Source organism: Aeribacillus pallidus, from assembly GCF_050478865.1.
GTDB lineage: Bacteria > Bacillota > Bacilli > Bacillales > JACDOC01 > JACDOC01.
The window spans coordinates 24,869-49,015 of record NZ_JBCNBW010000046.1 but is presented as its reverse complement, the minus strand read 5'-3'; the positions used below and the strand labels follow the sequence as shown (position 1 = coordinate 49,015).

The window sequence follows — 24,147 nt, the reverse complement described above, 5'->3', positions numbered from 1 at the left end:
CGTTCATGGCCCGATACGAACATTCAAAAGCAGCTTATCAAGAAGCCGTACGCTTAATGCCAGGTGGGGTGAATAGTCCAGTACGTGCCTTTAAATCGGTCAAGATGGATCCGATTTTTATGGCTGAAGGAAAAGGTTCCAAAATCTACGATATTGATGGAAATGAATACATTGACTACGTATTATCATGGGGTCCACTTATTTTAGGGCATGCGAACGATGAAGTAGTAGCTGCTATTAAAAAAGTAGCGGAAAAAGGAACAAGCTTTGGTGCACCTACGTTAATTGAAAATGAATTGGCGAAATTAGTGATTGAACGCGTACCATCAATTGAAATTGTCCGTATGGTATCTTCAGGTACGGAAGCTACGATGAGTGCGTTACGATTAGCACGTGGATATACGGGACGTAACAAAATTATTAAATTCGAAGGGTGCTATCATGGGCATGGCGACTCGTTGTTAATAAAAGCAGGTTCTGGAGTAGCGACGCTCGGTTTACCAGATAGTCCTGGCGTACCTGAAGGAGTCGCGATGAATACCATTACGGTGCCGTATAATGATTTAGAAAGCGTCAAATATGCGTTTGAACAATATGGTGACGACATTGCCGGTGTCATTGTTGAGCCGGTTGCAGGAAATATGGGAGTTGTCCCTCCGTTACCAGGATTCCTTGAAGGATTACGAGAAATCACCAATGAATACGGAGCCTTGTTAATTTTTGACGAAGTCATGACGGGATTCCGAGTCGGCTATAATTGTGCACAAGGATATTTCGGTATCACCCCTGATATCACTTGCCTAGGAAAAGTCATTGGCGGAGGTTTACCAGTTGGTGCTTACGGCGGTAAAGCAGAAATTATGGAAAAAATCGCCCCAAGCGGACCAATATATCAGGCTGGAACGTTATCTGGAAACCCGCTAGCGATGACTGCTGGCTATGAAACGTTACGCCAACTAACTCCGGAAACTTATAAAGAATTTGAACGAAAAGCGGATAAGTTAGAGGAAGGATTAAAGAAGGCAGCAGAAACGTATGGCATTCCACATACGATTAATCGCGCTGGTTCAATGATTGGATTCTTCTTTACCAATGAAGAAGTCATTAATTACGAAACAGCGAAATCATCTGACTTAGACATGTTTGCAACCTACTATCAATACATGGCAGAAGAAGGGATTTTTCTTCCTCCATCCCAATTTGAAGGATTGTTCCTATCAACCGCTCATACCGATGAAGACATTGAAAAAACGATTCGTGCTGCGGAAAAAGCCTTCCAAAAAATTCGCGGTTTAGATTGATCATGCTGAAATCGTACTCGATTTCAGCTTTTTTTTATGGCCGAATTCCTGAACTATCAAACATCCGTTCTTGATTCATAAATTATTCAATGGATTCATAAATTTAATAACGACAGAGTAATTTTTTGAGGATGAGAGGAGGAATTTCGTTGACACATGAACATGGCTTGCGATTTTCCATTGAAGAATCCGTTTGGTTTCAAAACGGACAGGAAGTCGCCGAGTTAATGACGATATCGTTAGATCCCAATATAACGATTAAAGAAGATGAGCAATTTGTATATGTAAAAGGAGTATTAGAACTATCTGGTGAATATATCGCCTGTGAAGAGAGGATTGATGAGGAAGAGTCCAAATCCTATCCGTCCTACAAATTTGTTCGTCATGTTGAGCAAAAGGAAGATGGAGTCCATCTCTTTTCCCATTCCTTACCGATTGATATCACCATTCCTACCTCAAGAATTGGGCAAATTGAAGACGTTGACGTCATTATTGATACGTTTGATTATGTCCTTCCAGAGAAAGCATGCTTACAATTAACAGCTAATGTCACGATAACGGGGATTCAAGAAGAAAGCACTTCCCAAAACGTCGAATATGAATTGGCGTATCGTTCGAGCGCACTAGATGTAAGTGAAAGTACGACTGAGGAAGTAGAAGGGAAGGATCAAGATTACGACGACACACTTTTTGATACGTTCGAAGGAGAAGCAAAAAAACAGCCTGAACATTCAAATGGTGAACATCCATTCTTTATTCCGATTCAATATAATGATACCTATCCGTCCTTAACACCATTAGATGGAGAGGAAGAAAAACGTCAAGAAAGTGAGCAGGCACGATATCATCATGCTTTCGATGAACCGTACCCATTAGAATCATCTAGTTCAAAAACGTTAAGTTTCGACGAATCTAGTAACGCCCCACCTTCTGAATCTTACGCAGAGCAGGTACATGATTATTCGTATGACCAACCACATGTAAATGATTCACAAGAAGATGAATTGTTAACAGAGTATGAGTCTTTCTCGGAAGATGAGTCATCATCATCCGAATCTTTTGAGGAAGAGCCAGTACAACAAAAGAAAAAAAAGAAAAGCGATGGCATTTCGTTAACTGAGTTTTTTGCTAGAAAAGAAGAGGAAACATCGGCTCGGTTAAAGGTTTGTATTGTTCAAGAAGGAGAAACAATTGAGGAGTTAGCTGAACGCTACCAAATTAGCGTGCAACAGCTTTTGCGAGTAAACCATTTAGAGCCAACACAAGGTGTTTATGAAGGGCAAGTACTGTATATACCGACTTCGGTAACCATAAATAAATAAGCTTAACTTTAAATGTCTATGAGAACAGTTTGAGCTAGTAAGCTAGCTCTACTGTTTTCTTTTTCTCATATCTTTGATTGACTTTACAACTTAGTGAGGGATTTCGTATGGGAGGGAATCAAGAACAAGTTAAAGAAATCTTAGCATCTTATCGTATCGAACCGAACTTTATTGAATCGTATGGGAAAGTATTTAAAATCTACTCTATGAAAGGGACGTTTGCGTTAAAACGAATGAAGGCAAAACATGGAATGGATTTTATTCGGCATGTACAAACGTTATATCAAATGGGGTTTAATCGAATCGTCCCAATCTATCCAACGGTTGATGGAAGGTATGCAGTATTAAAAGATCAACATTTATATTATTTAATGCCTTGGTTACCGAATGATGTGAAAGAAGACCGGACAGAACGTTTCCGAGAAATGTTTCGTCAATTGGCTCGCATGCATCTAATTTCGTCAAAGGAAATCACGTTAAAAGAAAATGAACGTCAAGCCCATTATGAAAAAATGACGGAAACGTGGAAAAAAGAACAAGAAGCATTACAAGAAATGATTGAACGGTGTGAAAGTAAAACGTACATGTCTCCGTTCGAACTTTATTTCTGTATGTATTATCACGAAATCACGTTAGCGTATCAATATGCCATTAGAAAATTAGAAGAGTGGTACGAAGAAACGAAAGAAGAAAAGAAAACGCGGGTTGTCATTACGCACGGAAAAGTATCACCAGAGCATTTTTTATTTGACGAAAATGGTTATGGTTTTTTTACAAACTACGAGCGGGCGAAAATGACAACGCCAATTCATGATTTACTGCCATTTATAGCACGGTTGCTCAAAACATATCCCAAACAGCATGAAGAATGCATCGATTGGATATACACGTATTGGCACCACTTTCCGTTCAAAAAAGATGAATTTCTGCTATTTCAAAGTTATTTAGCCCATCCCGGACATATGTATCGTCTTTCTCAAGACTATTTTAATCGTCCGAAAAAACAGAGCGAATTACGTTCGGTCGCTAAATTACAACAATCTTACTGGTTATTAAAGAATACAGAATATGTGTCTATACGAATGGATGAAATTGAAAAATCAAAGGTTGAGCAACAAAAAGAAGCCCAAACCACTTCGCAAAGTGAGTAAGGGCTTTTTTAAATCCATTCATAATGAAAAGCAATAGCTAAAAGGATTAACAAGGCTAGCAAAAACACATCAAATGAAGTTGGGAAGAACAGCGTCCGAATACCTTGGAACACAACAAGAGGATAAATAAATTGCTGCATGACATTCCGTACATTTTTTAACCAAGGAGGCCATTTATAAGGGTTATATCTGCGCATCAAGCTTCCTCCTTCTTTTAACAAATATATACTATATATGTATGACTACCTATTTAAAATCGTGTGAAAAAAATAAGGAACACATTACGTGTCTTTTTTAAAAAAGGCTTGTATATATTTAATTTTTTCGGAAATAATTATTGACGAAAGTCAACTGTTTTCGATACGATAAAATCAAAGCATACATAAACAGCAACGATTGGGAAGAGTACAATAGGTAAGGCTTTCAGAGAGGGAAATCAGTAGCTGAGAGATTTCCTAAGCTAAACTATTGGAAGGTCGCCCATGAGCTGCTTCTGTGAACGACGAACAACGTTTAGTAATGGAAGCCGGTGAGTAGCCGTTATGTAATGAAGTGCCAAGCAAGACTAGGTTTGCTTGGAAAAAAGGTGGTACCGCGAAGCTTCTCCTTTCGTCCTTTTGACGTAAGGAGTTTTTTTATTTTCATAGAAAGTTAAAGGAGGAGTTTGATGGAAACGAAAGAAATTTCGATGCCTACGAAATACGATCCGAAGTCCATTGAAAAGGGTCGTTATGAATGGTGGTTAAACGGCAAATTTTTTGAAGCAAAAGATGATCCGGATAAAGAACCGTATACAATTGTTATTCCACCACCGAACGTAACTGGAAAACTTCATTTAGGTCATGCGTGGGATACGACGTTACAAGATATTATTACTCGCATGAAACGTATGCAAGGATACGATGTGCTCTGGCTTCCAGGAATGGACCATGCAGGAATTGCTACTCAAGCGAAAGTAGAAGAAAAATTGCGTAACGAAGGAAAATCTCGTTACGATTTAGGACGGGAGAAGTTTGTTGAAGAAACGTGGAAATGGAAAGAAGAGTACGCTGACCATATTCGTAAGCAATGGGCCAAACTTGGACTAGGCCTCGATTACTCTCGTGAACGTTTCACGTTAGATGAAGGACTTTCAAAAGCGGTTCGGGAAGTGTTCGTTTCACTTTATAAAAAAGGATTAATTTACCGTGGAGAATACATTATTAACTGGGACCCAGTAACGAAAACAGCTTTATCCGACATTGAAGTTATTTACAAGGACGTACAAGGTTCCCTTTATCATTTGAAATATCCGTTAGCTGACGGTTCAGGTTATATTGAAGTGGCAACTACTCGTCCAGAAACGATGCTCGGAGACACAGCTGTCGCTGTTCATCCTGAAGACGAGCGTTATAAACATTTAATTGGCAAAACGGTTATTTTACCAATTGTTGGTCGTGAAATCCCGATTATTGCTGACGAATACGTCGATATGGAATTCGGTTCTGGTGCAGTAAAAATTACACCAGCCCATGACCCGAACGACTTTGAAATTGGTAACCGTCACAATTTACCTCGTATTTTAGTGATGAACGAAGATGGTACGATGAATGACGAAGCGGGGCCATATAAGGGACTTGACCGTTTTGAGTGCCGCAAACAAATTGTAAAAGATCTTCAAGAGCAAGGAGTACTCTTTAAAATCGAAGAACATTTACATTCAGTCGGACACTCTGAACGAAGCGGTGCGGTCGTCGAACCTTACCTATCTACTCAATGGTTCGTAAAGATGAAGCCGTTAGCAGAAGCGGCAATTGAACTTCAAAAAACGGAAAACAAAGTACAGTTCGTTCCAGAACGCTTTGAGAAAACATATTTACATTGGTTAGAAAATATTCGAGACTGGTGTATTTCACGACAATTATGGTGGGGGCATCGTATCCCGGCTTGGTATCACAAAGAAACGGGTGAAGTATATGTCGATCATGAACCACCAAAAGACATCGAAAATTGGCAACAAGACCCAGACGTTCTTGATACGTGGTTTAGTTCTGCCCTTTGGCCATTCTCGACCATGGGTTGGCCGGATGAATCTGCTGACGATTATCAACGGTATTATCCAACGAATTGTTTAGTCACAGGGTATGACATTATTTTCTTCTGGGTATCACGGATGATTTTCCAAGGAATTGAATTTACGGGTCAACGTCCATTTAAAGACGTACTAATCCATGGACTTGTCCGCGATGCGCAAGGACGAAAAATGAGCAAGTCATTAGGTAACGGTGTCGACCCAATGGATGTTATTGATCAATACGGTGCGGACTCGTTACGTTACTTCTTAGCAACAGGTAGCTCGCCTGGTCAAGACTTACGTTTCAGCATGGAAAAAGTGGAAGCGGTATGGAACTTTGCAAATAAAATTTGGAATGCGTCTAGATTTGCACTTATGAATATGGGTGGCTTGACGTACGATGAAATTGATTTAACCGGTAAAAAATCCGTTGCAGATGAATGGATTTTAACCCGCCTAAATGAAACGATTGAAACGGTAACAAAGCTAGCAGAAAAATACGAGTTCGGTGAGGTAGGCCGTGCCCTATACAACTTCATTTGGGACGATTTATGTGACTGGTACATTGAGATGGCGAAACTTCCTCTTTACGGAGATGATGAGGAAGCGAAAAAGACTACACGCTCTGTCTTAGCCTTTGTCCTAGATCATACGATGCGACTGCTTCATCCATTTATGCCATTTATTACAGAAGAAATTTGGCAAAACTTACCTCATCAAGGAGAGTCCATTACCGTTGCGCCATGGCCTAAGGTCGATCCAAGCCTTACAAACGTAGATGCAGCAAACGAAATGAAATTATTAGTGGATATTATTCGCTCGGTCCGTAACATTCGTGCAGAAGTAAATACGCCGATGAGCAAACCAATTCAACTGATGATTAAGGCGAAAGATGAACACGTATTACGTCAGCTTGAGAAAAATAAAGCGTATATTGAGCGATTCTGTAATCCGAGTGATTTAACAATCGCTACTACCCTTGAAGCACCTGATAAAGCGATGACGGCTGTTGTGTCTGGCGCTGAATTGTTCTTACCACTCGAAGGGCTTATAAACATCGAAGAAGAAATTGCTCGTCTAGAAAAAGAACTTGAAAAATGGAACAAAGAAGTTGAACGAGTTCAAAAGAAATTAGCAAATGAAAACTTCGTGAAAAAAGCACCGGAAAAAATTGTAGCCGAAGAGCGAGCAAAAGAAAAAGATTACTTAGAAAAGAAAGCAGCAGTTGAAGCTCGTATTAAAGAACTAAAAGGAGAATAAAGCAGAGAAGAAAACGAATCGGTTTCCCGGTTCGTTTTCTTCTAGATTGTTATAAAATAGGAAATAGAACAATCGACCGTTTGGAGGTATGCTTAATGGTACATACTTACGAAGAAGCTCGACAATGGGTTCATAGTCGCTTAACATTAGGAATAAAACCAGGGTTAGACCGAATGCATTGGTTAATGGAACGGTTAGGTCATCCCGAGCGGTTGTTAAAAGTAATCCACGTTGGAGGAACCAATGGTAAAGGCTCAACGGTGACTTATATTCGCTCGATTTTAGAAGAAGCGGACTATCAAGTTGGAACATTTACTTCCCCTTATGTGGAACGGTTTAATGAACGCATTAGCATTAATGGAGAGCCGATTTCTGATGAGGAACTTATTCAACTTGTAAATGTGCTAGTTCCGTTAGTCGAACAACTCGAACAAAGCGAATTAGGGGGACCTTCCGAATTTGAAGTGATTACGGCGATGGCCCTTTATTATTTTGCTAAAGTTCGACCAGTAGATATTGTTGTGATGGAAGTTGGTCTTGGCGGGCGACTTGATTCAACGAATGTTGTCCATCCAATTGTTACAGTAATCACAACTATAGGAATGGATCATGTTCAATTACTTGGCGACACCATCGAACAAATAGCGGCTGAAAAAGCAGGAATTATAAAAAGCGGAGTGCCAGTTGTTACAGCTGTAAACCAACTGGAAGCGCTTCACATCATTCGTGAAACGGCTAAGTCTCGGAAAGCTTCCATTTATGAATTAGGAAAACAGTTTCATATCACGAAATCGAGCTCTGAATGGGATGGAGAACATTTTACGTTTGAATCGCTCTTCAAGACATTTCCATCCGTTGAACTCCGCATGCTAGGAAAACACCAACAACAAAATGCCGCTGTTGCCTTAATGACAGCATTGCTGTTACGTACGTACTATTCCTTTTTAATTGAAGAGGAACATTTTTATAACGGCCTAAAAAAGGCATTTTGGCCAGGTCGATTTGAAGTTATTCAACAAGAGCCTGCGATTATTTTAGATGGGGCTCACAATCCGGAAGGGATGAAAGCATTAAAAGAAACGGTGAAGCAACGTTATAAAGGGAAAAATATCACTGTTTTATGTGCGATATTGGAAGATAAAAAAATGTCGGACATGGTGAAGGAGTTAGATGAGTTCGCGACTGAACTTGTTTTTACGACGTTTGAATTACGAAAGGTATGTGACCCTACTCGTTTACAAGAGGTATCTAAATGTGTAAATAAAAGAGTGGAATTGGATTGGAAAGAGTATGTTTCTGATAAAATATCTCAAATGACGTCAGATGATGTCCTAATCATTACCGGTTCCCTTTATTTCATCTCCCAATTAAAACCATATTTGTTACAGAGGGTAAAGATGTAAGATGACAAACATCTTTACCTTTGATAAAATATTCTAAAAAATGTGATGATAATTGGGGGAAGGGAGGGGATACGTTGGGCGTTAAACCGAAAGTTGCCAGCATTTTTTTGGTCATGTGGGTCATCCTGGTACCAGTAGGGATGTATATTACGTTTTTGTTATTCCCCCCGACGATTCATAACTGGTTAGATGCTGTATCGCTCTTTTTACTTTCAGCTACAGCAGCTATTTTTCCAATTATTATTAACGGAACCCCGATATTTCTTGCTCAATGGGTGACGTTGGCAGCTTTTTTGTCATACGGACTATTTATTGAAATGGTGATGATGCAATTAACGGTGTTGTTATTAATGTTCCGCTTACGAGTTGGAATAAATGAATTACACCGATACGCGATCAATTCCATTATGTTTTTCTTTTCTTCTCTATTAAGCGGTCTTCTCTTTTATGCGCTTGGTGGGGCAGAAGAATCGATATCGATAACGAAGCTATTTCTGTTAATCGTCTGTTATGGATTATCTTACTTTTTATTAAATCATTCCTTCTTAACGTTATTTTTTAGAGCTTTAGGGATTAAAAGAAGTTTCATAAGTGAAGATGTCCTTTGGGAAGCGTTAATTGTCACCATTATTGTCCCATTAGGTATGTCCCTTTATTATTTGTTTGAATCCATGGGATGGATAGCGACGTTACTTTTAGGTATTCCGATGTTAAGTGCTTCCTTAGTCCTGAAACTCTACAATTCAAGTGAAAAATTAAATGCATCATTGCAACAAGTAGTTGATATTGGGCATCAGTTAACTGAAAAATTGTTTGTTAACGAAGTTCTTGACATTTTTATTCAAAAAATTTCGCAAACTCTCCCTGTTGAATATGCATATATATTAGATGTAAATCAAAACGAACTTGTGGTGATTCGCCGCGTTGAAAAAGGTGAATTAAAGTCAAACGATATCCCTCCGATAAAACAAAATGAAGGTATTGTTGGACAAGTTTGGGCGACAAAAAAAGCGGTTAATTATTCTACACGTTTAGAATGGAAAGAGGTCGTTCAAGGATACATGCCTGAACATGTGGAAAGTGTGTTATCCGTTCCTATTATGCGAGCCAATAAAGTCGTTGGCGTCTTGCTTCTAGCCTCAACGAAAAAGCGAGCTTACAGTAAGTACCATCTTATGATTGCTGACATCTTGTGTTCTTATTTGGCGGTTGCCATTGAAAATGCTCGACATTATGAACATACAAAGCGCGATAGTGAAATTTGTCCATTAACGAAAGCATATAACTATCGTTATCTTGAACGTCTACTAAATGATGAGTTTACGAAACTGAAATATCGGAAACGTTCTTCGTTGTCGTTAATCATTTTGGATATCGATCATTTTAAAGCTGTCAATGATACATATGGTCATGAAGCTGGAAATGAAATATTATGTACTTTAGCTGAACGACTCACCAACCTCATCGGTAATGAAGGAGTAGTCGTTCGGTATGGTGGTGAAGAATTTATCATCTATTTACCGGAAAAAGAAAAAGAAGAAGCGCTCTCTTTGGCTGAAAAGGTTCGGGAACATATCGCGAATTCCCCATTTGTCATCTATAACAATTTATCGAAAGAACGAAATCGAGTCATTATACGAATAACTGCAAGCATTGGTTTGGCCACTGCACCGGATGATGCAAGCGATTATTTAACATTAATTCGTCACGCCGACCGTGCAATGTACATTGGAGCTAAAAAAGCCGGTCGAAACAAAGTCGCTACTTATGTGAAATAACAATGGTAGGACACAATTCACCTTCGTGTGAATTGTGTTTTTTAATTAGGTTTTGTTAAACATTAGTGTGGAAATTTGACCAAAAGAAAAGGACCAATTTTTCTTAGTCCTTTTGAATGTCTTGTTAAACTAACGCTCTCCAAAGTTGTTTAAAGATCAAGAAAGAATATTTCTATTACTTACTTTAGGAACAGGATAAATGTTGAAGTAGCTAAACCAACATAAATCCAGATTGAATTATCTTTTATGCATGTAACATACTTTTTCATTATCAATCACCCCCCCATTACCATTATATTACAGACTCGATTATATCGGTCCATCCCTAATATAATTCCACTAAAGTACTCTGGTAGTTAAAGAAGAAAAATTATTTTATCGTTTTCAGAGAATTTTATTTCAATTTAATGTTAACAATACAATTTTAAGTGAAAATTGGAATAGTTTATGAGAAAATAAGATTAGAATAAATGGGACAAAATAACTACTTATGTGGGTTTTTCGCCACGATTGTTATCGTATAAGGTGGGGGGAAGAATGAAAAAGAAAAGGATCAGGCTCATATCGTTCATCATTTGTGTATTGTTCATCGGTTGTTATTCCACAAGTAAGGTTCACTCGACTACACAACCACCTGGAGTTCACTTTACGATTCAACCTTCCTCTAATGAAATCGTTCTTCCTGAAGATGGAGTGGCTGAAGGAAGGCTTGATATCCAAATTCAACCGGTCGGTATGGCAACGAATGAACAACGAAAGCCTATTGAACTGATTTTTGTTCATGATACGTCAGGTTCGATGGCATACAAGTTTCATGGGGTGAGAAAAGATAAAAGCGCGAAATATGCCTTAGCGGAAGCACTTGAATATTTTGAGAAAAATAGAATCGAAGACGATCAGTTTTGGTTTGTTCCTTTTAACAGTGAGATTACAAACAATAAAAGTGTAAAGATACGTCCGAATCCGAACACGAAAGATCATCCAAATGATTTGCATTTAATTAGTCTTGTGCTAAAGCATTTGGATGATGTTAGTTACGGAGGAACAAACTATTCGCTAGCATTACACACTGCCTTAAATTTGTTTGAACCTTACTCTGAAAAAAGCAAATACATTATTTTTCTAACTGATGGAGAGCCGACAACGCTATATCGTGAAGAAGAAGTGAGTTATGAAAAACGGATTGGATATGGAAACAATAAGAGATATGAGTGGGTTACTGAAACCACAATAGTAGAGTATTACCTTTATGCAGATAACACGGCTTCTCGGTGGGATCCAATACGTGGATGGAAATGGCTGGATTTCAATGAGACAAAACAAATCATTGAACAAGAAGCGAAAAACACCGCTAAAAAACTAGCCCAACATAATGTTACCATGTATAGTATTGCCTTTGCTGAAGAAGGGGATGTAAACTATCAATTACTAGAAGAGATGTCAAATGAAACGGGTGGCTATGCGATTTCAGCGAATCCAGAAAGTTTGTCTTCCTTGTTTAAGGAAATTTCCAATCAATTTGACTCTCCATCTATTAGCGGGGAGGTAACGATTCCACTTGCTGAGTTACAACATCAAGGCGCTTCATTGAAAGAAGTAAATGGGGCATATATCGATGAAAGAGGCGTTGTTCATGTTCCGTTTACATTTAACTTTCCTGTGAACGGTTCACCCCTCCCATCGTTGAAACAAATTTCTTTACCGCTTCAGTTTACACAAATCGGAGACTTTACGTTTGAAGGTATACATTTAGTTTACACAGACTTGGAAGGAAAACGAGTGGTCGTTGATCATCCACCAGTAACGATTTCAGTAAAAAAAGAGGTGGCACCAACGTTTCATAGTTTTGTAGAAGTACGAAAAAACTCGAGCTATGCTCCTGACCAATTAATAAAGTTTGGAACAAGTCATTCTGATACGAACTCGTTCAAAATTCGGTATACATTGGAACCGGAAGGAGTAATTAGTAAGAAAATGACGGGTGAGCTTACGAACATCCAAATCGTTCAGCCGCTTCCACAGGGAATGGTTTTAAAAGAGGATAAGCTAATAATTTTAAAAGGAAACGAAATATTACATCAAGCTGAAGTAGTCTTATCAGAGATTAATGGAGAGAAGCAACTAGTCATCACCATTCCACACCCAATTACATATGAAAACGGCGCATTTTCCGTCGATGAACTTGTATTTGAGGTTGTATTGCATGTCGATTATGCGATGAGTTATGTGACGTTACCACGAGCAACATTAACCTATCATGACAGTCGCTTCGGTTATTCTTCATTACATTTAAACACGACGAATCAACAAATTAGTATGAAAATTCGATTAGATGAGTTTGCCAGCTCTGTATTTTACGTAGGAGATCATTTAGGAAATGTTCGCAAAGTAGACGGACTTGAAGGATTGATTTTAGCTGAAGGTAAACGGGTGACTAAGCCGGTGAAAGGGTTAAAATTTTCACAAGGGGGAGTCGGTTTAGAAGTCATTTACTTCGATGATTCGGTTGACCAATGGCGATTTGTACATGATTTTGATATTTTTGATTCATCGACGAGCGAACCGATTAATGAAAACGGATGGGTAGATGGCGAAGCATACTTTAAATTAACCGAAGAAGTGGCTGGTGACGATACTTCCTATATGTTCCGAATCATTGCTGATAACGGTTTGATTGATTGGACAGAATTGCAACCAGAGGATATTATCTCTATACCTAAATCATTCTATGGAACGATTCAAGTGTCTGTAAAAGCGTCAAGTGGATTTGTATTAGGTGGAGAGAAAACAGTCACGAAAACGATTCGTAAGTCGAAAATTCAATCAATAGAAGTGCAACCGAACCCGATTGAACTGGATGTGGGGACATCGGTGGAGCTTCATATTCAAACTTCTCCATACGAAGCTAAATGGAACGATTTAAATATTCATGTAGTTAACTCAGATATTGCAATTTATCAAAATGAAAATGGTCGTATTGTTGGCTTATCAGAAGGAGAAACCACATTGATTGTTTCTTCAAAAGAAAGAGAAGACATTCAAATAATGGTTCCCATTTATGTAAAGGACCCTATAATCCCTTTAGAGTCAGTTCAATTTAAAAAAGGCAAGTATACGTTGAAAAAAGGTAACAAAATGAACTTGACAGGAGAACTAAAATGGTCACCATCAAATTCAACAAATAAACAGATTACAAACGTCATTACTTCACCGGCAATAATAAACGTATACCAAGATGGAGAGCAATGGTTTGTCGAAGGAGTAGATATAGGGTACGCGACCGTAACAGTCGAAACAAAAGAAGGTCTACAAGCGTCGGCCCTATTTGAAGTGATTCCACACGATTCAAGTGGGGGTAACGATTCATCTACCGAAGGAAAATGGTAAGGAAAAAGGCTAATGCCGAGATGCAGGCATTAGCCTTTTATTATTCGATAAAAACTTCATCTGCGAATAAACTTACATGCTTCACTTGTGGTAAGGCATCAATTCGTTGTAACAACACATCTTTGTTATAAATCACATTAAACCGAGATAAGCGGTTGTTTTGCTGACTAATGGTCATCGTTTGAACATTAGTGATATCGTCCACTTCTCCTCTAACTGCATTAATTTCTAAAACATTTTTCGCAAACAAGCCACCGTGAATGTAAAATAATGAACCAACCCCATATAATTCGGCTTTATTCTCTGTATAAAAGAACGCTTTAAGCGGTTTAATCTGGTCATCTAACGGTATACCATCATACAACTCTGGTTCCTGGCTATTTTGAAAGTTAGTAAATTCATTAATACGGGTAATTGTAAGTTTATCTTTTGAAAGTAAGATTAATTGTTTTTCTTGGTTGTTAGAGCCTAAAATATTGACATTTGAAATTTGTGTCTCACCATTCACGTACATAACTGAATCGACGATCATTTGGTCATTTTCTTGGGATGGATCGTTTGCGTCTCCTTTGATTTCTAAATTTCCAAAAGTGACTAACGTTCCATTGACACGAATATCTCCATTTAATGGACGGAAGGCAATTTCATCGCTTGCAAAAAGGTTTCCTTCAATCGTTAAATTGTTTCTACTTTCGATATGAATTTGGCCAGAAGAAACGATGTTTCCGAATATATTGAGTTTACCACCTTCGTTAATGAAATGAACATTACCTGTAGAGATAATATTAGAAAAGTTAATTGGTCCATTACCGATCACCCATACATCTCCATCTACTATTAAATCATCAAATGTCAAAACGCTTTCTATAGTTGAGGAAATGTATAAATCACCAGGGATTTTCAATGGACCTGCGACATCTCTATTGATAAGAAAAAATTGATCGGTCGGTTCTTCTAGTCCAAAAATATCGGCGACAGAACTCCACGAAAGACCTTCCAGTCCAAACTGTTGTTCAATTGCTGTTTGTAACGAAGATGTTATTTCATCGGTAATAGAAAAGGTAATACCGACATCTTCCAACATTTTTTCACCTTGTTGTTTAATCGTTTCATCAAACTGTATAGGAACAAAACGGCTTTCGTGTTTGATCTTAGGCATTTGTTGTTGATAAAATTGGTCTTTCGTTAACGATTGGACTACATCAATCGAATTCGTATAAATATCACCATACACCGATGGGAAAGGGGTGCTTACTTCTTTTTTCATTCCATTGGTCAAATAGTAGTTCGCATCCTCTTGAATCGTTAGTTTAGGAGAGTAAATGTTTCCGACAATATGAGGGGAGCCATTTAAATAAAGCTCATTGTTCGTCCCTACCGCATATTTTAAAAAGCTAGGAATAGGAGATAAAAAAAGTCGTTTTCGAATCGTTTTTTTTACATTTCCTTCATGGTTATTCGGATTTTTAGTGACTAGGACGAGCTCGTACACTTTAGTAAAATCTGAATCAATATGAAATGTGGAACGAGCGTTTAAATTTTCTTCCCCACATGCTGATGGTGGTTCTTCTCCGACGTACGTAGCAGTTTCTCCGCTTAAATCGATTACATACATACACTCCATAAATGATTTCTCTTGGCTAGCCGTCTCGATAAAATTCTTTATCCATTCGCTTATCTGAGTCGAAAAGGCATTTGCTTGGATCAAGGAAATATCGATTTGATCTAATTGAATAGATAAGTTCGTAACAAATTCATCCACCGCTTTCATCGCTTCAAAAGTTACCGATATTTCACTTTCCCGAAGTTCGGTTCGTTTCGCTCCACCAATGGTAGAGGCGATGATCGACATTCCGATCACTGTAAAAACAAGGGTCGTCACTAATACATTAATGAGCGTATTTCCACGTTCATTCAAGGGATTCTATCCTCCTTTCTAAAAGCCGAACTGACTTTCAAGTATTAAAACATCTTCCATTTTTGGGTGTCTTACTTCAAAATGAAGTTTAATAATGCCGCTTGTGCACCCGTTTTGTTCTTGTTCGGAGCAGATTAACCCAATCGATGAATTCGTAAAATCAGAGACAGTCGTTAACTCATGATGATTGATATGAAACACTTTTTTATTGCCATCAGAGGAAGTCGTTAACACGATCTTTTCACTTTCAGGAGTTCCCTTTTCAGAAGTTGTTATATCATAAAACTTACTATTTTCTTTTTCGTACTTTTGGACACTCGTTTCTTGGTCATTAATAATTTCTAAACAAGTATCTCCCTCGTTACATAATTGGACACGATCAAAGGGAACGGAGTAGAGCGTATTCATAATCATAGTGGATACGTAGTCAGCGTCTTCGCGCATTTGAGAATCATAGTTTATTTTTTCGTACACTTTATACCCCATCACAAATATCCCGTAAGTGGCGGGGAGTAAAATCATCATAATCGTGATCGTCAATAACAACTCCAGAAGGGTCATTCCATGATTATCGGATATCTTCGCTTTGAATCGTTCCGTCCACATCTGTATGAAATTCATTTCCATTAATTTCCCACCGCACTTCCACTGTAATCGGGATAAAATAATTGACATTTTCTTCCGGATCTGCTTTTTCTGAATAGACGAAAACTTCATAAGGTAAATTATTAATCGTGATCGGTTGACAAAAAGCTGGAATCGTTTCATTTGGGCGAAAATAATTGTACGAATCATTGCAAACGACGACTCGTAAGTATTGGTTTTCAGGTTTGACCTCTCCCGTATTTACTCCTTCGAATTCGTTCCGCATCGCAATAAAGCTTTCCTTTTCCATATACATTAAAACGTTACGAGCCACATTCACTCCGACCGTTTTTTTCTGATTAAGATTCGTAAAATGGTAGCCTTGGATAAAAAATTTTAAGAAGGACAAAAGAATGATAGATAAAATCGTTACCGAGGCTAAAAGCTCTAATAACGTCATTCCATCTTGATTGATGATAGATTTTTTCATTTCATCCCTTCTTTCAAAATATGTAACTTTATTATACAATATTTAGTAGTCAAAATATGGCACCTTTTGTCTATTTTTAGGACTTTTGTTTGAACGGATGGGAGTGAGTAAATGGGTCAATTTATTGGGATAGGCATTTCGCTGATCGTTTTAGTCATTATTTTATTTGTATTACCTTTACCGTTTTCTAATAAAGGAAAATCAATTATTGCTAGCGTTTCTTGTATGATCGCTCTTCTAGGTATATTTGCCCAATCCGTTTATGGGCCATGGCAAATACTCCTCTTCCTTTCAATGTTGGCTTTATTATCGTCGTATTTTTTAGTGAAAAGGTACTCCCCTCTTTTATTTGCTCACGTTTCAAGTAGTACAGAAGAAGACATATGGGAGACCGGTGAAGAAGTTTTGGACGTCGAAAAAAATGAACGTAAGGACCAAAATGAAATAGACGGAATGACATCTACATCTGAATTTGAAACGAATCATGTTGAAGAAAAAGCGGGGTCATCCAGTACGGATTTAAACGAGACATTTGACCACGAATCGAATGAGTTGATTAAAAAAGAGGATGTCATGGACGTTTTAAAAGTGCAATTAGAGGACGAAAGTGATACTCAAACATCAACAAATATGGAAGAATGGTTGGTCCGTGAAGAAAACAATGTGATTGAGCCGATTGAAAAAAAGGAAGTTGAAGAACAAGTTGATGATGTTGTAAGCCGTGTGGAACAATGGATTGCTGAGGAGAATGACGATGTCATTGAACCATTAGGTGAAGATGAACTTTTCAGCGAACAAGACAATGATTTTAGCGATGTCGAAAAATGGATTGCTGAAGAATATGAATCAATCATTGATAGGATTGATGAAAATGAACAGCTTGATGAAAATCAATTTGACGTGCTCGAACTAGAAAGAACTGAGGATATTGAAGAATTGGCGGATTCATTCGGAATGCCAAATAACGAACTTGAAGAGGATATACAAAAGCAAGAATTAGATGAATCCTCAGAACAGCAAGATGTTGAGCTGATAGAAGATTCTATCGAACGTAATCACGAAATGTCAGAGTGGTTGTCTGATGAATCAATATCGAGTGAAAACGATGGAGAAGAAGAGCTTAGTTTACAAGAAACACCGAAAGATGAAATCAACCAAAACTACGAAACTATTAAAAATAAAAACGTAGAAGAGGTACGTTTGGAGGACGAACAAAACAGTAGCACCGCTCTTCAAAAAGAGTTGTTACATACAATGGTCGAACAATTAATTTTATCCAAAAACTTTGTATCTCCAATCGAATACGAACAATTGATTCGCCATCATTTACATCCTTCGTTACACGACCATGAATATTTTCTTTTTGCTCAACTATTAATGGAGCATTATGTAGAAACAGATAATAAACAAGCATTAAAATCATTTATTCAATCGATTGAAAACCGATATGAAGGATATCCGTTACTGATGAAACAATTGCAAATGATAAAACAACTAACTGAATGACAATAAGATAGGTGTGGTGAAGTAGGATGAAGAAAAGTGTGGAAATCAAAGGATTACCGATTATTTGTCTTTCTGATGGAACTGAATTAGGAAAGGTGAAGTCACTTATTGTGAATCCAGAAAAAGGATCGGTTGATTTTTTAACAGTTGAACACCAAGATTGGCAAGTCAGTGTCAAAGCGATTCCTTTTAAAAAAGTGATTGGAATTGGAGAATATGCCGTAACGGTGGAAAATGAAAGTGCCATTATAGATTTGAATGAAATTCCGATTGCGAACAACCTAGTGAATAAAAATATTCGCGTCATTGATACGAAAGTGATGACCCGAAAAGGACAACTTCTCGGACAAGTAACTGAGTTTTTTGTCAATGACGAAACAGGTGAAATTATTGGATTAGATATGAAATGGGGAGAACGAGAGGCTATTTTACCTGCTTCCTTCGTTTCTACATATGGAAAAGATATCATCATCGTTTCTGAAGAAGCCTCCCAACATGCTGTTGATTCAGCTGACCAGTTAGTTCAAGTGCACGAAGAATCCATTGGTAAGTCACAAGACCTAAATCCATTAGAAGACATTCGTAAAAAACAAGTTGAGTTATTAATAGGAAAAGAGGTAGCGAAAGACCTTTATGATGCCAATGGCCAACTGTTAATTTCCAAAGGGTCCGTTCTAACGAAAGAACAAATAGAGCAGGCACAAGCAGCTGGGCCAGTAGTGATGGTCGAGCTCACAATGAATATTAAAGAATAACATTAAGGAGGCGCTGTTAGGGTGCATGCAAGACCCTTTTTAATCACTTTACTTTCTATCGTGATCTGTACCTTCTATTTTTACGCTGCTTCCCGGATTAGCGCCTTTTTTTTCTCAGAAGATGGTGAAGTGTTTGCTGAAAACACATACATCGCTACAGTGGATGTGTCGGGGAAAACGAAAAACGAAGCCATCCTTCTATTACGGCGATCGTGGGAGGAAAGAGAGATTCATATTGAATTATCTTGGTCGGATGAACAAGTAGAAATTGATGGAAAACTTTTTTTTGACCTCAACGTTGAAGAATCGGTTAATCGTTCACAAAGTGGTGAACTTAATTCCCCTATTATAAACGTAAACAGTAAAGAGTTAGCAGACAAGATAGTTGAAAATTTCTTATCAATTAAGAAAGAAAACATTGATTTAGCCAAACTAACGTCTTTTCTTAAAGGGTGGGCTGCTAATTGGAAAAACCATACCGTAAATGTTGATCTTACTAATTTTCAATTGGAAGATCAAAACATCACGGTGCTTAACGAAGTGTTAGCTCCATCCTCTTTCATTACGAAAGGTTTGCAACAACTAGTTGAAGAACATCCGACCATAGAAATAAAAGAACATCAAATTTTTTCCCTATTAAATTGGATGGAAAAAGAACGAATTTCCTATCTTTCTGACAATGATTTATGTGTACTAGGAACGTATTTGTATGAATTAATTCTCCCGACCAATTTTCAAATCATTGAACGGAATCGTCACCAACAGTTACCTGAATATGCCAAAATTGGTTATGACGTATACGTAAAAGGAAAAGATCAGTATGATTTTTCCTTTTTAAATGGAAATAATGTGGCTTATTCTATTGAATGGTCGATGGTTCAAGGGAACCTATATTTAGTGCTAACTGGATATCCTTTTTCTCATAAATATGAGATCAAAGTAAAAGATTATCAGACGTTTACCCCAAAGACGATTGTTCGTTATCATCCTTTTGTTGAAGACAACAAAGTGAAAGTAATTGAAAAAGGAAAAAACGGTGAATACGCGAAAGTCGTAAGACAAACGTATACTTCAAAAGGGGAATTACTTACCGAAGAAACGATATCGGAAGATTATTATCCACCGATTCATCGGGTCGAGCTTCATCCGATTGACGGTGAAACCACTTCTATGACGAGTGAGAGCGAACAAAACGACAAAAACGAGCTAGAATCGGTCTACGATAATGGGGAAACCATTATTAAATAACCATAAACGGGGGATTCATATGGTTACAACACGGAAACGTTTAGGGGATTTACTCGTTGAATCCGGTTTAATTACAAAGGAACAGCTTGAAGCAACATTAAAAGAAAAAAGCCCTAATCAAAAATTAGGGGATGCTTTATTACAGCGCGGGCACATTACAGAACAACAATTAATTGAAGTGTTGGAGTTTCAATTAGGCATTCCCCATGTGAGTTTATACCGATATCCGTTTGATACGAAGCTATTTAACCTCATTCCCAAAGAAACAGCGAAACGCCATTTAATGATTCCTTTAAAAAAGGAAGAAGACAAATTATTTGTCGCCATGGCCGATCCGATGGACTTTTATGCCATCGAAGATTTGCGTTTATCAACAGGTTTTCAAATTCAACCAGCGATTGCTACAAAAGACGATATCCTCCGTACCATTAATAAATATTACGATGTAGATGATGTGTTTGACGACATTCCTGATGCGTCGAAGGAAGGAGAAGGAATTGAAGAAGAAGCGATCGTAGACCAAGATTCTCCGGTCGTTCGCCTCGTGAACCAATTATTGTCGAATGCGATTGCTCAAAAAGCCAGTGACATTCATATCGATCCCCAAGAATCGAAAGTGGTCATTCGCTATCGAATCGATGGCATTTTACGAACAGAGCGTACTCTGCCGAAACATATGCAAAGCATGTTAGTTGCCCGCATAAAAATTATGGCCAATATGGATATTACGGAATTTCGGATTCCTCAAGATGGGCGCATTAAAACAAACATTGAATTTCGCCCGGTGGACTTACGTGTTTCCACTTTGCCAACGGTATTCGGCGAAAAAGTGGTGATGCGGATTCTTGATTTAAGCAGTGCCTTAAACGATATTGAACAACTTGGTTTCAATTCACTCAATTTAAAACGATTTAAAACGTTAATCGAAAAACCAACCGGAATTATTTTAATTACTGGACCAACAGGTTCTGGTAAATCATCGACGTTATATGCAGCGTTAAATTATTTAAACGATGAAGAGGTAAACATCATTACTATTGAAGATCCTGTCGAATACCAATTAGAAGGGGTCAACCAAATACAAGTCAATCCGAACGTTGGGTTAACGTTTGCGAAAGGATTACGTGCCATTTTACGTCAAGACCCAAATATTATCATGGTCGGAGAAATTCGGGATAAAGAAACCGTTGAAGTCGCGATTCGTGCGTCGCTGACAGGTCATTTAGTGTTAAGTACGATCCATACGAATGACACCATTAGCACCATTACCCGATTAATCGATATGGGTGTTGAGCCGTTTCTCGTCGCAACGTCCATTAGTGGAATCATCGCCCAACGTTTAGTTAGAAAAGTTTGTCGTGACTGTGCCGAAGTCCATCCTCCTTCCAAACGGGAAAAAGAAATGTTTGCACGGCGAGGAATTTCCATTTCGAAGATCGTCCGTGGAAAAGGCTGTGCTTCGTGTAATATGACTGGGTATAAGGGACGAATTGCCATCCATGAAGTACTAATGGTCAATGAAGAAATGAAAAAACTCATTATGAACGGTGAACCATTATCTAAACTTCGCGAAATTGCCATTAAAAACAAAACGATTTTCTTAATAGATGATGGGTTATTAAAAGTGAAGCAAGGTTTGACCACGACAGAAGAAGTATTGCGTGTAGCTGTTATAGAGTAGGTGAGCGTATGAAAGATAAAATTGATTATTTACTTCGTTCAGCGTTTGAATTACAAGCATCCGACATCCATTTAACAGTCGGTTCTGCTCCTGTATTACGAATTCACGGGGAGTTAAAAAGGTACGGACGAACAGTGTTGACGCCGGCTGATACAGAAGGAATGGCTAAAGCGATCATTCCTGAGCATTTGTGGGAGACGTTTAAAGAGGAAGGAGAATTAGACTTTTCGTACGGTATTCCTGGAGTATCACGCTTTCGTGTGAATGTGTTTCACCAGCGCTCCTGTGTTTCCATGGCCATTCGAGTCGTGCCAACGACGATTCCTTCCATTGACGAGTTAAAATTACCACATGTAATTAAACGAATCGCCGAATATCCCCAAGGGCTTGTTCTCGTGACTGGACCGACCGGAAGCGGAAAATCAACAACCTTAGCAGCGATGATTGATTATATGAATCAAACGATGAAAAAGCATATTATCACATTAGAAGACCCGATCGAATATTTACACAAACATGGGAATTGTATTATTGATCAACGAGAAGTCGGCTTTGATACGAAAAATTTTGCCAACGGTTTAAGAAGTGCCCTGCGTCAAGACCCAGATGTGATTCTCGTTGGCGAAATGCGCGATTTAGAGACGATTCAAACAGCTATTACTGCAGCGGAAACGGGGCATTTAGTTTTAGGTACGCTCCATACGTCAAGCGCACCGTCGACGATTGACCGTATTATTGACGTGTTCCCACCACAGCAACAGTCGCAAATTCGAATCCAACTGGCTTCTGTTTTAAAAGCCATTATTTCACAACGATTATTTCCAACGACAGATAAAAAGGGAAGACGAGCAGCGGTCGAAGTTTTAATTAATTCATCGGCCATTGCCAACTTAATTCGCTCGGAAAAAATTCATCAAATTAAAAACATTATGCAGTCGTCCAAAGCGCAAGGAATGCAATTGATGGAAGGGCATATTCGGGAGCTATATCAGTCCGGAGTCATTTCAAAAGAAGACGCTTTACCATATTTACAGGAGGCTAACGGGTCGTAATGCCAAGGTATCAATATGAAGGAAGAGATCCACGTGGGAAGAAAAAAGGCGTCATCGTCGCCTCGTCGAAACGGGATGCGTTATTAAAGTTAAGAGAGCAACAAATTCGCGTTACCGAAATAGCGGAAGTTCCAGAAAATATTTGGACGAAGGAAATTGTGATTGGGAGTCCGGTAAAACTCCAACATTTCGTCATCTTTTTGCGACAATTTTCTACTTTGCTGCGCGCAGGGGTAACCGTCGTTGAGGCGACAAACATTTTAGCCGCTCAAACAGAAAGTAAAGCGCTAAAAAAAGCTTTGCTTGAAATGGAGCAAGACGTTCGACAAGGACATCCATTGTCCGAAGCGTGTGCGAAGCAAAAACGGATTTTTGAACCGTTATTTATTAACATGGTTAAGGCTGGAGAAATGTCTGGTAACCTTGATGATACGCTGGAGCGACTCGGGAACCATTACGAAAAGCAATATCAGATGCGACAGAAAGTGCAATCAGCACTCGCTTATCCCATTATCGTCGGAACGCTAGCGATCGGTGTCGTCCTCTTTCTTCTCGTTTCGGTTGTTCCCACGTTTGTCTCCATGTTTGAAGATTTTGGCGGGGAATTACCGGCCATTACGAAATTTGTTCTAAAGTCCAGTGAAATAATGCAAACATATTGGTACTTGGTACTACTTACGGTTGGAGTTATTACCATTGTTTTTGCTGTTTTAAAAAAGTTTGATCGAACGAGAAGGTATCTAGATTATGTCTTGCTGCGCATTCCTGTGTTTGGTGGGATGTTACAAAAAGCAGCGATTGCCCGAATGACTCGAACGTTAAGCTCGCTTGTCACAAGTTCGGTTCCCATTTTACAAGCGTTAACGATGGTTGAAAAAGTGGTCGGAAACGAAGTCATCGCCAAAGTCATTCGTGATGCACGAAAATCGTTAGAACAAGGAAGTTCATTAACCGTTCCGTTGAAACGCCACTGGGTGTTCCCGCCACTCGTCACACATATGATTGCGATTGGTGAAGAAACGGGATCGCTCGATTTAATGCTCGATAAAGTGGCCGACTTTTATGAAAAAGAAGTAGAAAATACGGCCGAACGGTTAAAGTCGTTGATTGAGCCATTGATGATTGTGCTGTTAGCTGGACTTGTCGGGATAATCGTGACTGCTATCATGGTCCCAATGTTTGAAATGTTTAATCAAATACAATATTATTGAAAATTTGACAAAAATTACCCCGCTGAAAATAGATTGTACGGTATAA

17 protein-coding genes and 1 other annotated feature are annotated in these 24,147 nt (G+C 38.5%); of the genes, 13 read left to right on the top strand and 4 right to left on the bottom strand.

Annotation, left to right across the window (positions count from 1 at the left end):
- The first annotated feature begins 5 nt into the window (after positions 1-5).
- The 3 genes from hemL to ysxE all read left to right on the top strand — a co-directional run bounded on the left by hemL (position 6) and on the right by ysxE (position 3,774).
- Positions 6-1,301 (top strand): glutamate-1-semialdehyde 2,1-aminomutase, encoded by a 1,296-nt coding sequence (gene hemL / locus ABES52_RS11165; protein WP_429651231.1) that lies wholly within the window; start codon positions 6-8, stop codon positions 1,299-1,301.
- Between the two features lie 149 nt (positions 1,302-1,450).
- Positions 1,451-2,623, top strand: a complete 1,173-nt coding sequence (spoVID, locus tag ABES52_RS11160; RefSeq protein ID WP_429651230.1) for a stage VI sporulation protein D — start codon at positions 1,451-1,453, stop codon at positions 2,621-2,623.
- Between the two features lie 107 nt (positions 2,624-2,730).
- Entirely contained in the window at positions 2,731-3,774 is a 1,044-nt protein-coding gene (gene ysxE / locus ABES52_RS11155; RefSeq protein ID WP_429651229.1) for a spore coat protein YsxE, read from the top strand.
- An 8-nt stretch (positions 3,775-3,782) separates the two neighbouring features.
- Here ysxE and ABES52_RS11150 read toward each other — a convergent pair whose 3' ends face one another.
- On the bottom strand, positions 3,783-3,971 hold the full coding sequence (locus tag ABES52_RS11150) for a YszA family small membrane protein (RefSeq protein ID WP_429651228.1): 189 nt from the start codon (positions 3,969-3,971) through the stop codon (positions 3,783-3,785).
- Positions 3,972-4,157: 186 nt separating this feature from the next.
- Positions 4,158-4,394, top strand: a binding site (T-box leader).
- 47 nt (positions 4,395-4,441) lie between these two features.
- Between ABES52_RS11150 and ABES52_RS11145 the strand changes: the two genes are divergently transcribed.
- The 4 genes from ABES52_RS11145 (at position 4,442) to ABES52_RS11130 (ending at position 13,655) form a co-directional block, all read left to right on the top strand.
- The gene (locus ABES52_RS11145) at positions 4,442-7,087 is read left to right on the top strand and encodes a valine--tRNA ligase (RefSeq protein ID WP_429651227.1); all 2,646 of its coding nucleotides are present in this window, start codon (positions 4,442-4,444) and stop codon (positions 7,085-7,087) included.
- 95 nt (positions 7,088-7,182) lie between these two features.
- Positions 7,183-8,490, top strand: coding sequence for a bifunctional folylpolyglutamate synthase/dihydrofolate synthase (locus ABES52_RS11140; RefSeq protein WP_429651226.1), 1,308 nt, complete (start codon positions 7,183-7,185; stop codon positions 8,488-8,490).
- A gap of 74 nt (positions 8,491-8,564) precedes the next feature.
- Positions 8,565-10,268: a sensor domain-containing diguanylate cyclase gene (locus ABES52_RS11135; protein WP_429651225.1), complete on the top strand. Its 1,704-nt coding sequence runs from the start codon at positions 8,565-8,567 to the stop codon at positions 10,266-10,268.
- A gap of 537 nt (positions 10,269-10,805) precedes the next feature.
- Positions 10,806-13,655 (top strand): hypothetical protein, encoded by a 2,850-nt coding sequence (locus ABES52_RS11130; RefSeq protein ID WP_429651224.1) that lies wholly within the window; start codon positions 10,806-10,808, stop codon positions 13,653-13,655.
- Between the two features lie 40 nt (positions 13,656-13,695).
- Here the strand turns inward: ABES52_RS11130 and ABES52_RS11125 are convergent, their stop codons facing one another.
- From ABES52_RS11125 to ABES52_RS11115, 3 genes are read right to left on the bottom strand one after another with little or no spacing between them, the layout of a single operon-like run.
- On the bottom strand, positions 13,696-15,573 hold the full coding sequence (locus ABES52_RS11125; protein WP_429651223.1) for a hypothetical protein: 1,878 nt from the start codon (positions 15,571-15,573) through the stop codon (positions 13,696-13,698).
- Between the two features lie 18 nt (positions 15,574-15,591).
- On the bottom strand, positions 15,592-16,200 hold the full coding sequence (locus ABES52_RS11120) for a prepilin-type N-terminal cleavage/methylation domain-containing protein (protein ID WP_429651222.1): 609 nt from the start codon (positions 16,198-16,200) through the stop codon (positions 15,592-15,594).
- Positions 16,142-16,648: a type IV pilus modification PilV family protein gene (locus ABES52_RS11115; RefSeq protein ID WP_429651221.1), complete on the bottom strand. Its 507-nt coding sequence runs from the start codon at positions 16,646-16,648 to the stop codon at positions 16,142-16,144. The genes ABES52_RS11120 and ABES52_RS11115 overlap by 59 nt, the downstream gene beginning before the upstream one ends.
- Positions 16,649-16,759: 111 nt before the next feature.
- On the opposite strand from ABES52_RS11115, the gene ABES52_RS11110 reads away from it, so the two are divergent.
- The 6 genes from ABES52_RS11110 to ABES52_RS11085 are packed head-to-tail and all read left to right on the top strand — an operon-like array spanning position 16,760 to position 24,101.
- Entirely contained in the window at positions 16,760-18,154 is a 1,395-nt protein-coding gene (locus ABES52_RS11110; protein WP_429651220.1) for a ring-infected erythrocyte surface antigen domain-containing protein, read from the top strand.
- Positions 18,155-18,180: 26 nt separating this feature from the next.
- Entirely contained in the window at positions 18,181-18,909 is a 729-nt protein-coding gene (locus ABES52_RS11105; protein ID WP_429651219.1) for a PRC-barrel domain-containing protein, read from the top strand.
- A gap of 21 nt (positions 18,910-18,930) precedes the next feature.
- Complete coding sequence (locus ABES52_RS11100; protein WP_429651218.1) at positions 18,931-20,157, top strand: VanW family protein; 1,227 nt, start codon at positions 18,931-18,933, stop codon at positions 20,155-20,157.
- 19 nt (positions 20,158-20,176) lie between these two features.
- On the top strand, positions 20,177-21,838 hold the full coding sequence (locus ABES52_RS11095; protein WP_429651217.1) for a GspE/PulE family protein: 1,662 nt from the start codon (positions 20,177-20,179) through the stop codon (positions 21,836-21,838).
- An 8-nt stretch (positions 21,839-21,846) separates the two neighbouring features.
- A complete protein-coding gene (locus ABES52_RS11090; RefSeq protein ID WP_429651216.1) occupies positions 21,847-22,890 on the top strand; it encodes a type IV pilus twitching motility protein PilT in 1,044 nt (347 codons plus the stop codon).
- Positions 22,890-24,101, top strand: a complete 1,212-nt coding sequence (locus ABES52_RS11085) for a type II secretion system F family protein (protein WP_429651215.1) — start codon at positions 22,890-22,892, stop codon at positions 24,099-24,101. The genes ABES52_RS11090 and ABES52_RS11085 overlap by 1 nt, the downstream gene beginning before the upstream one ends.
- Positions 24,102-24,147 lie beyond the last annotated feature (46 nt).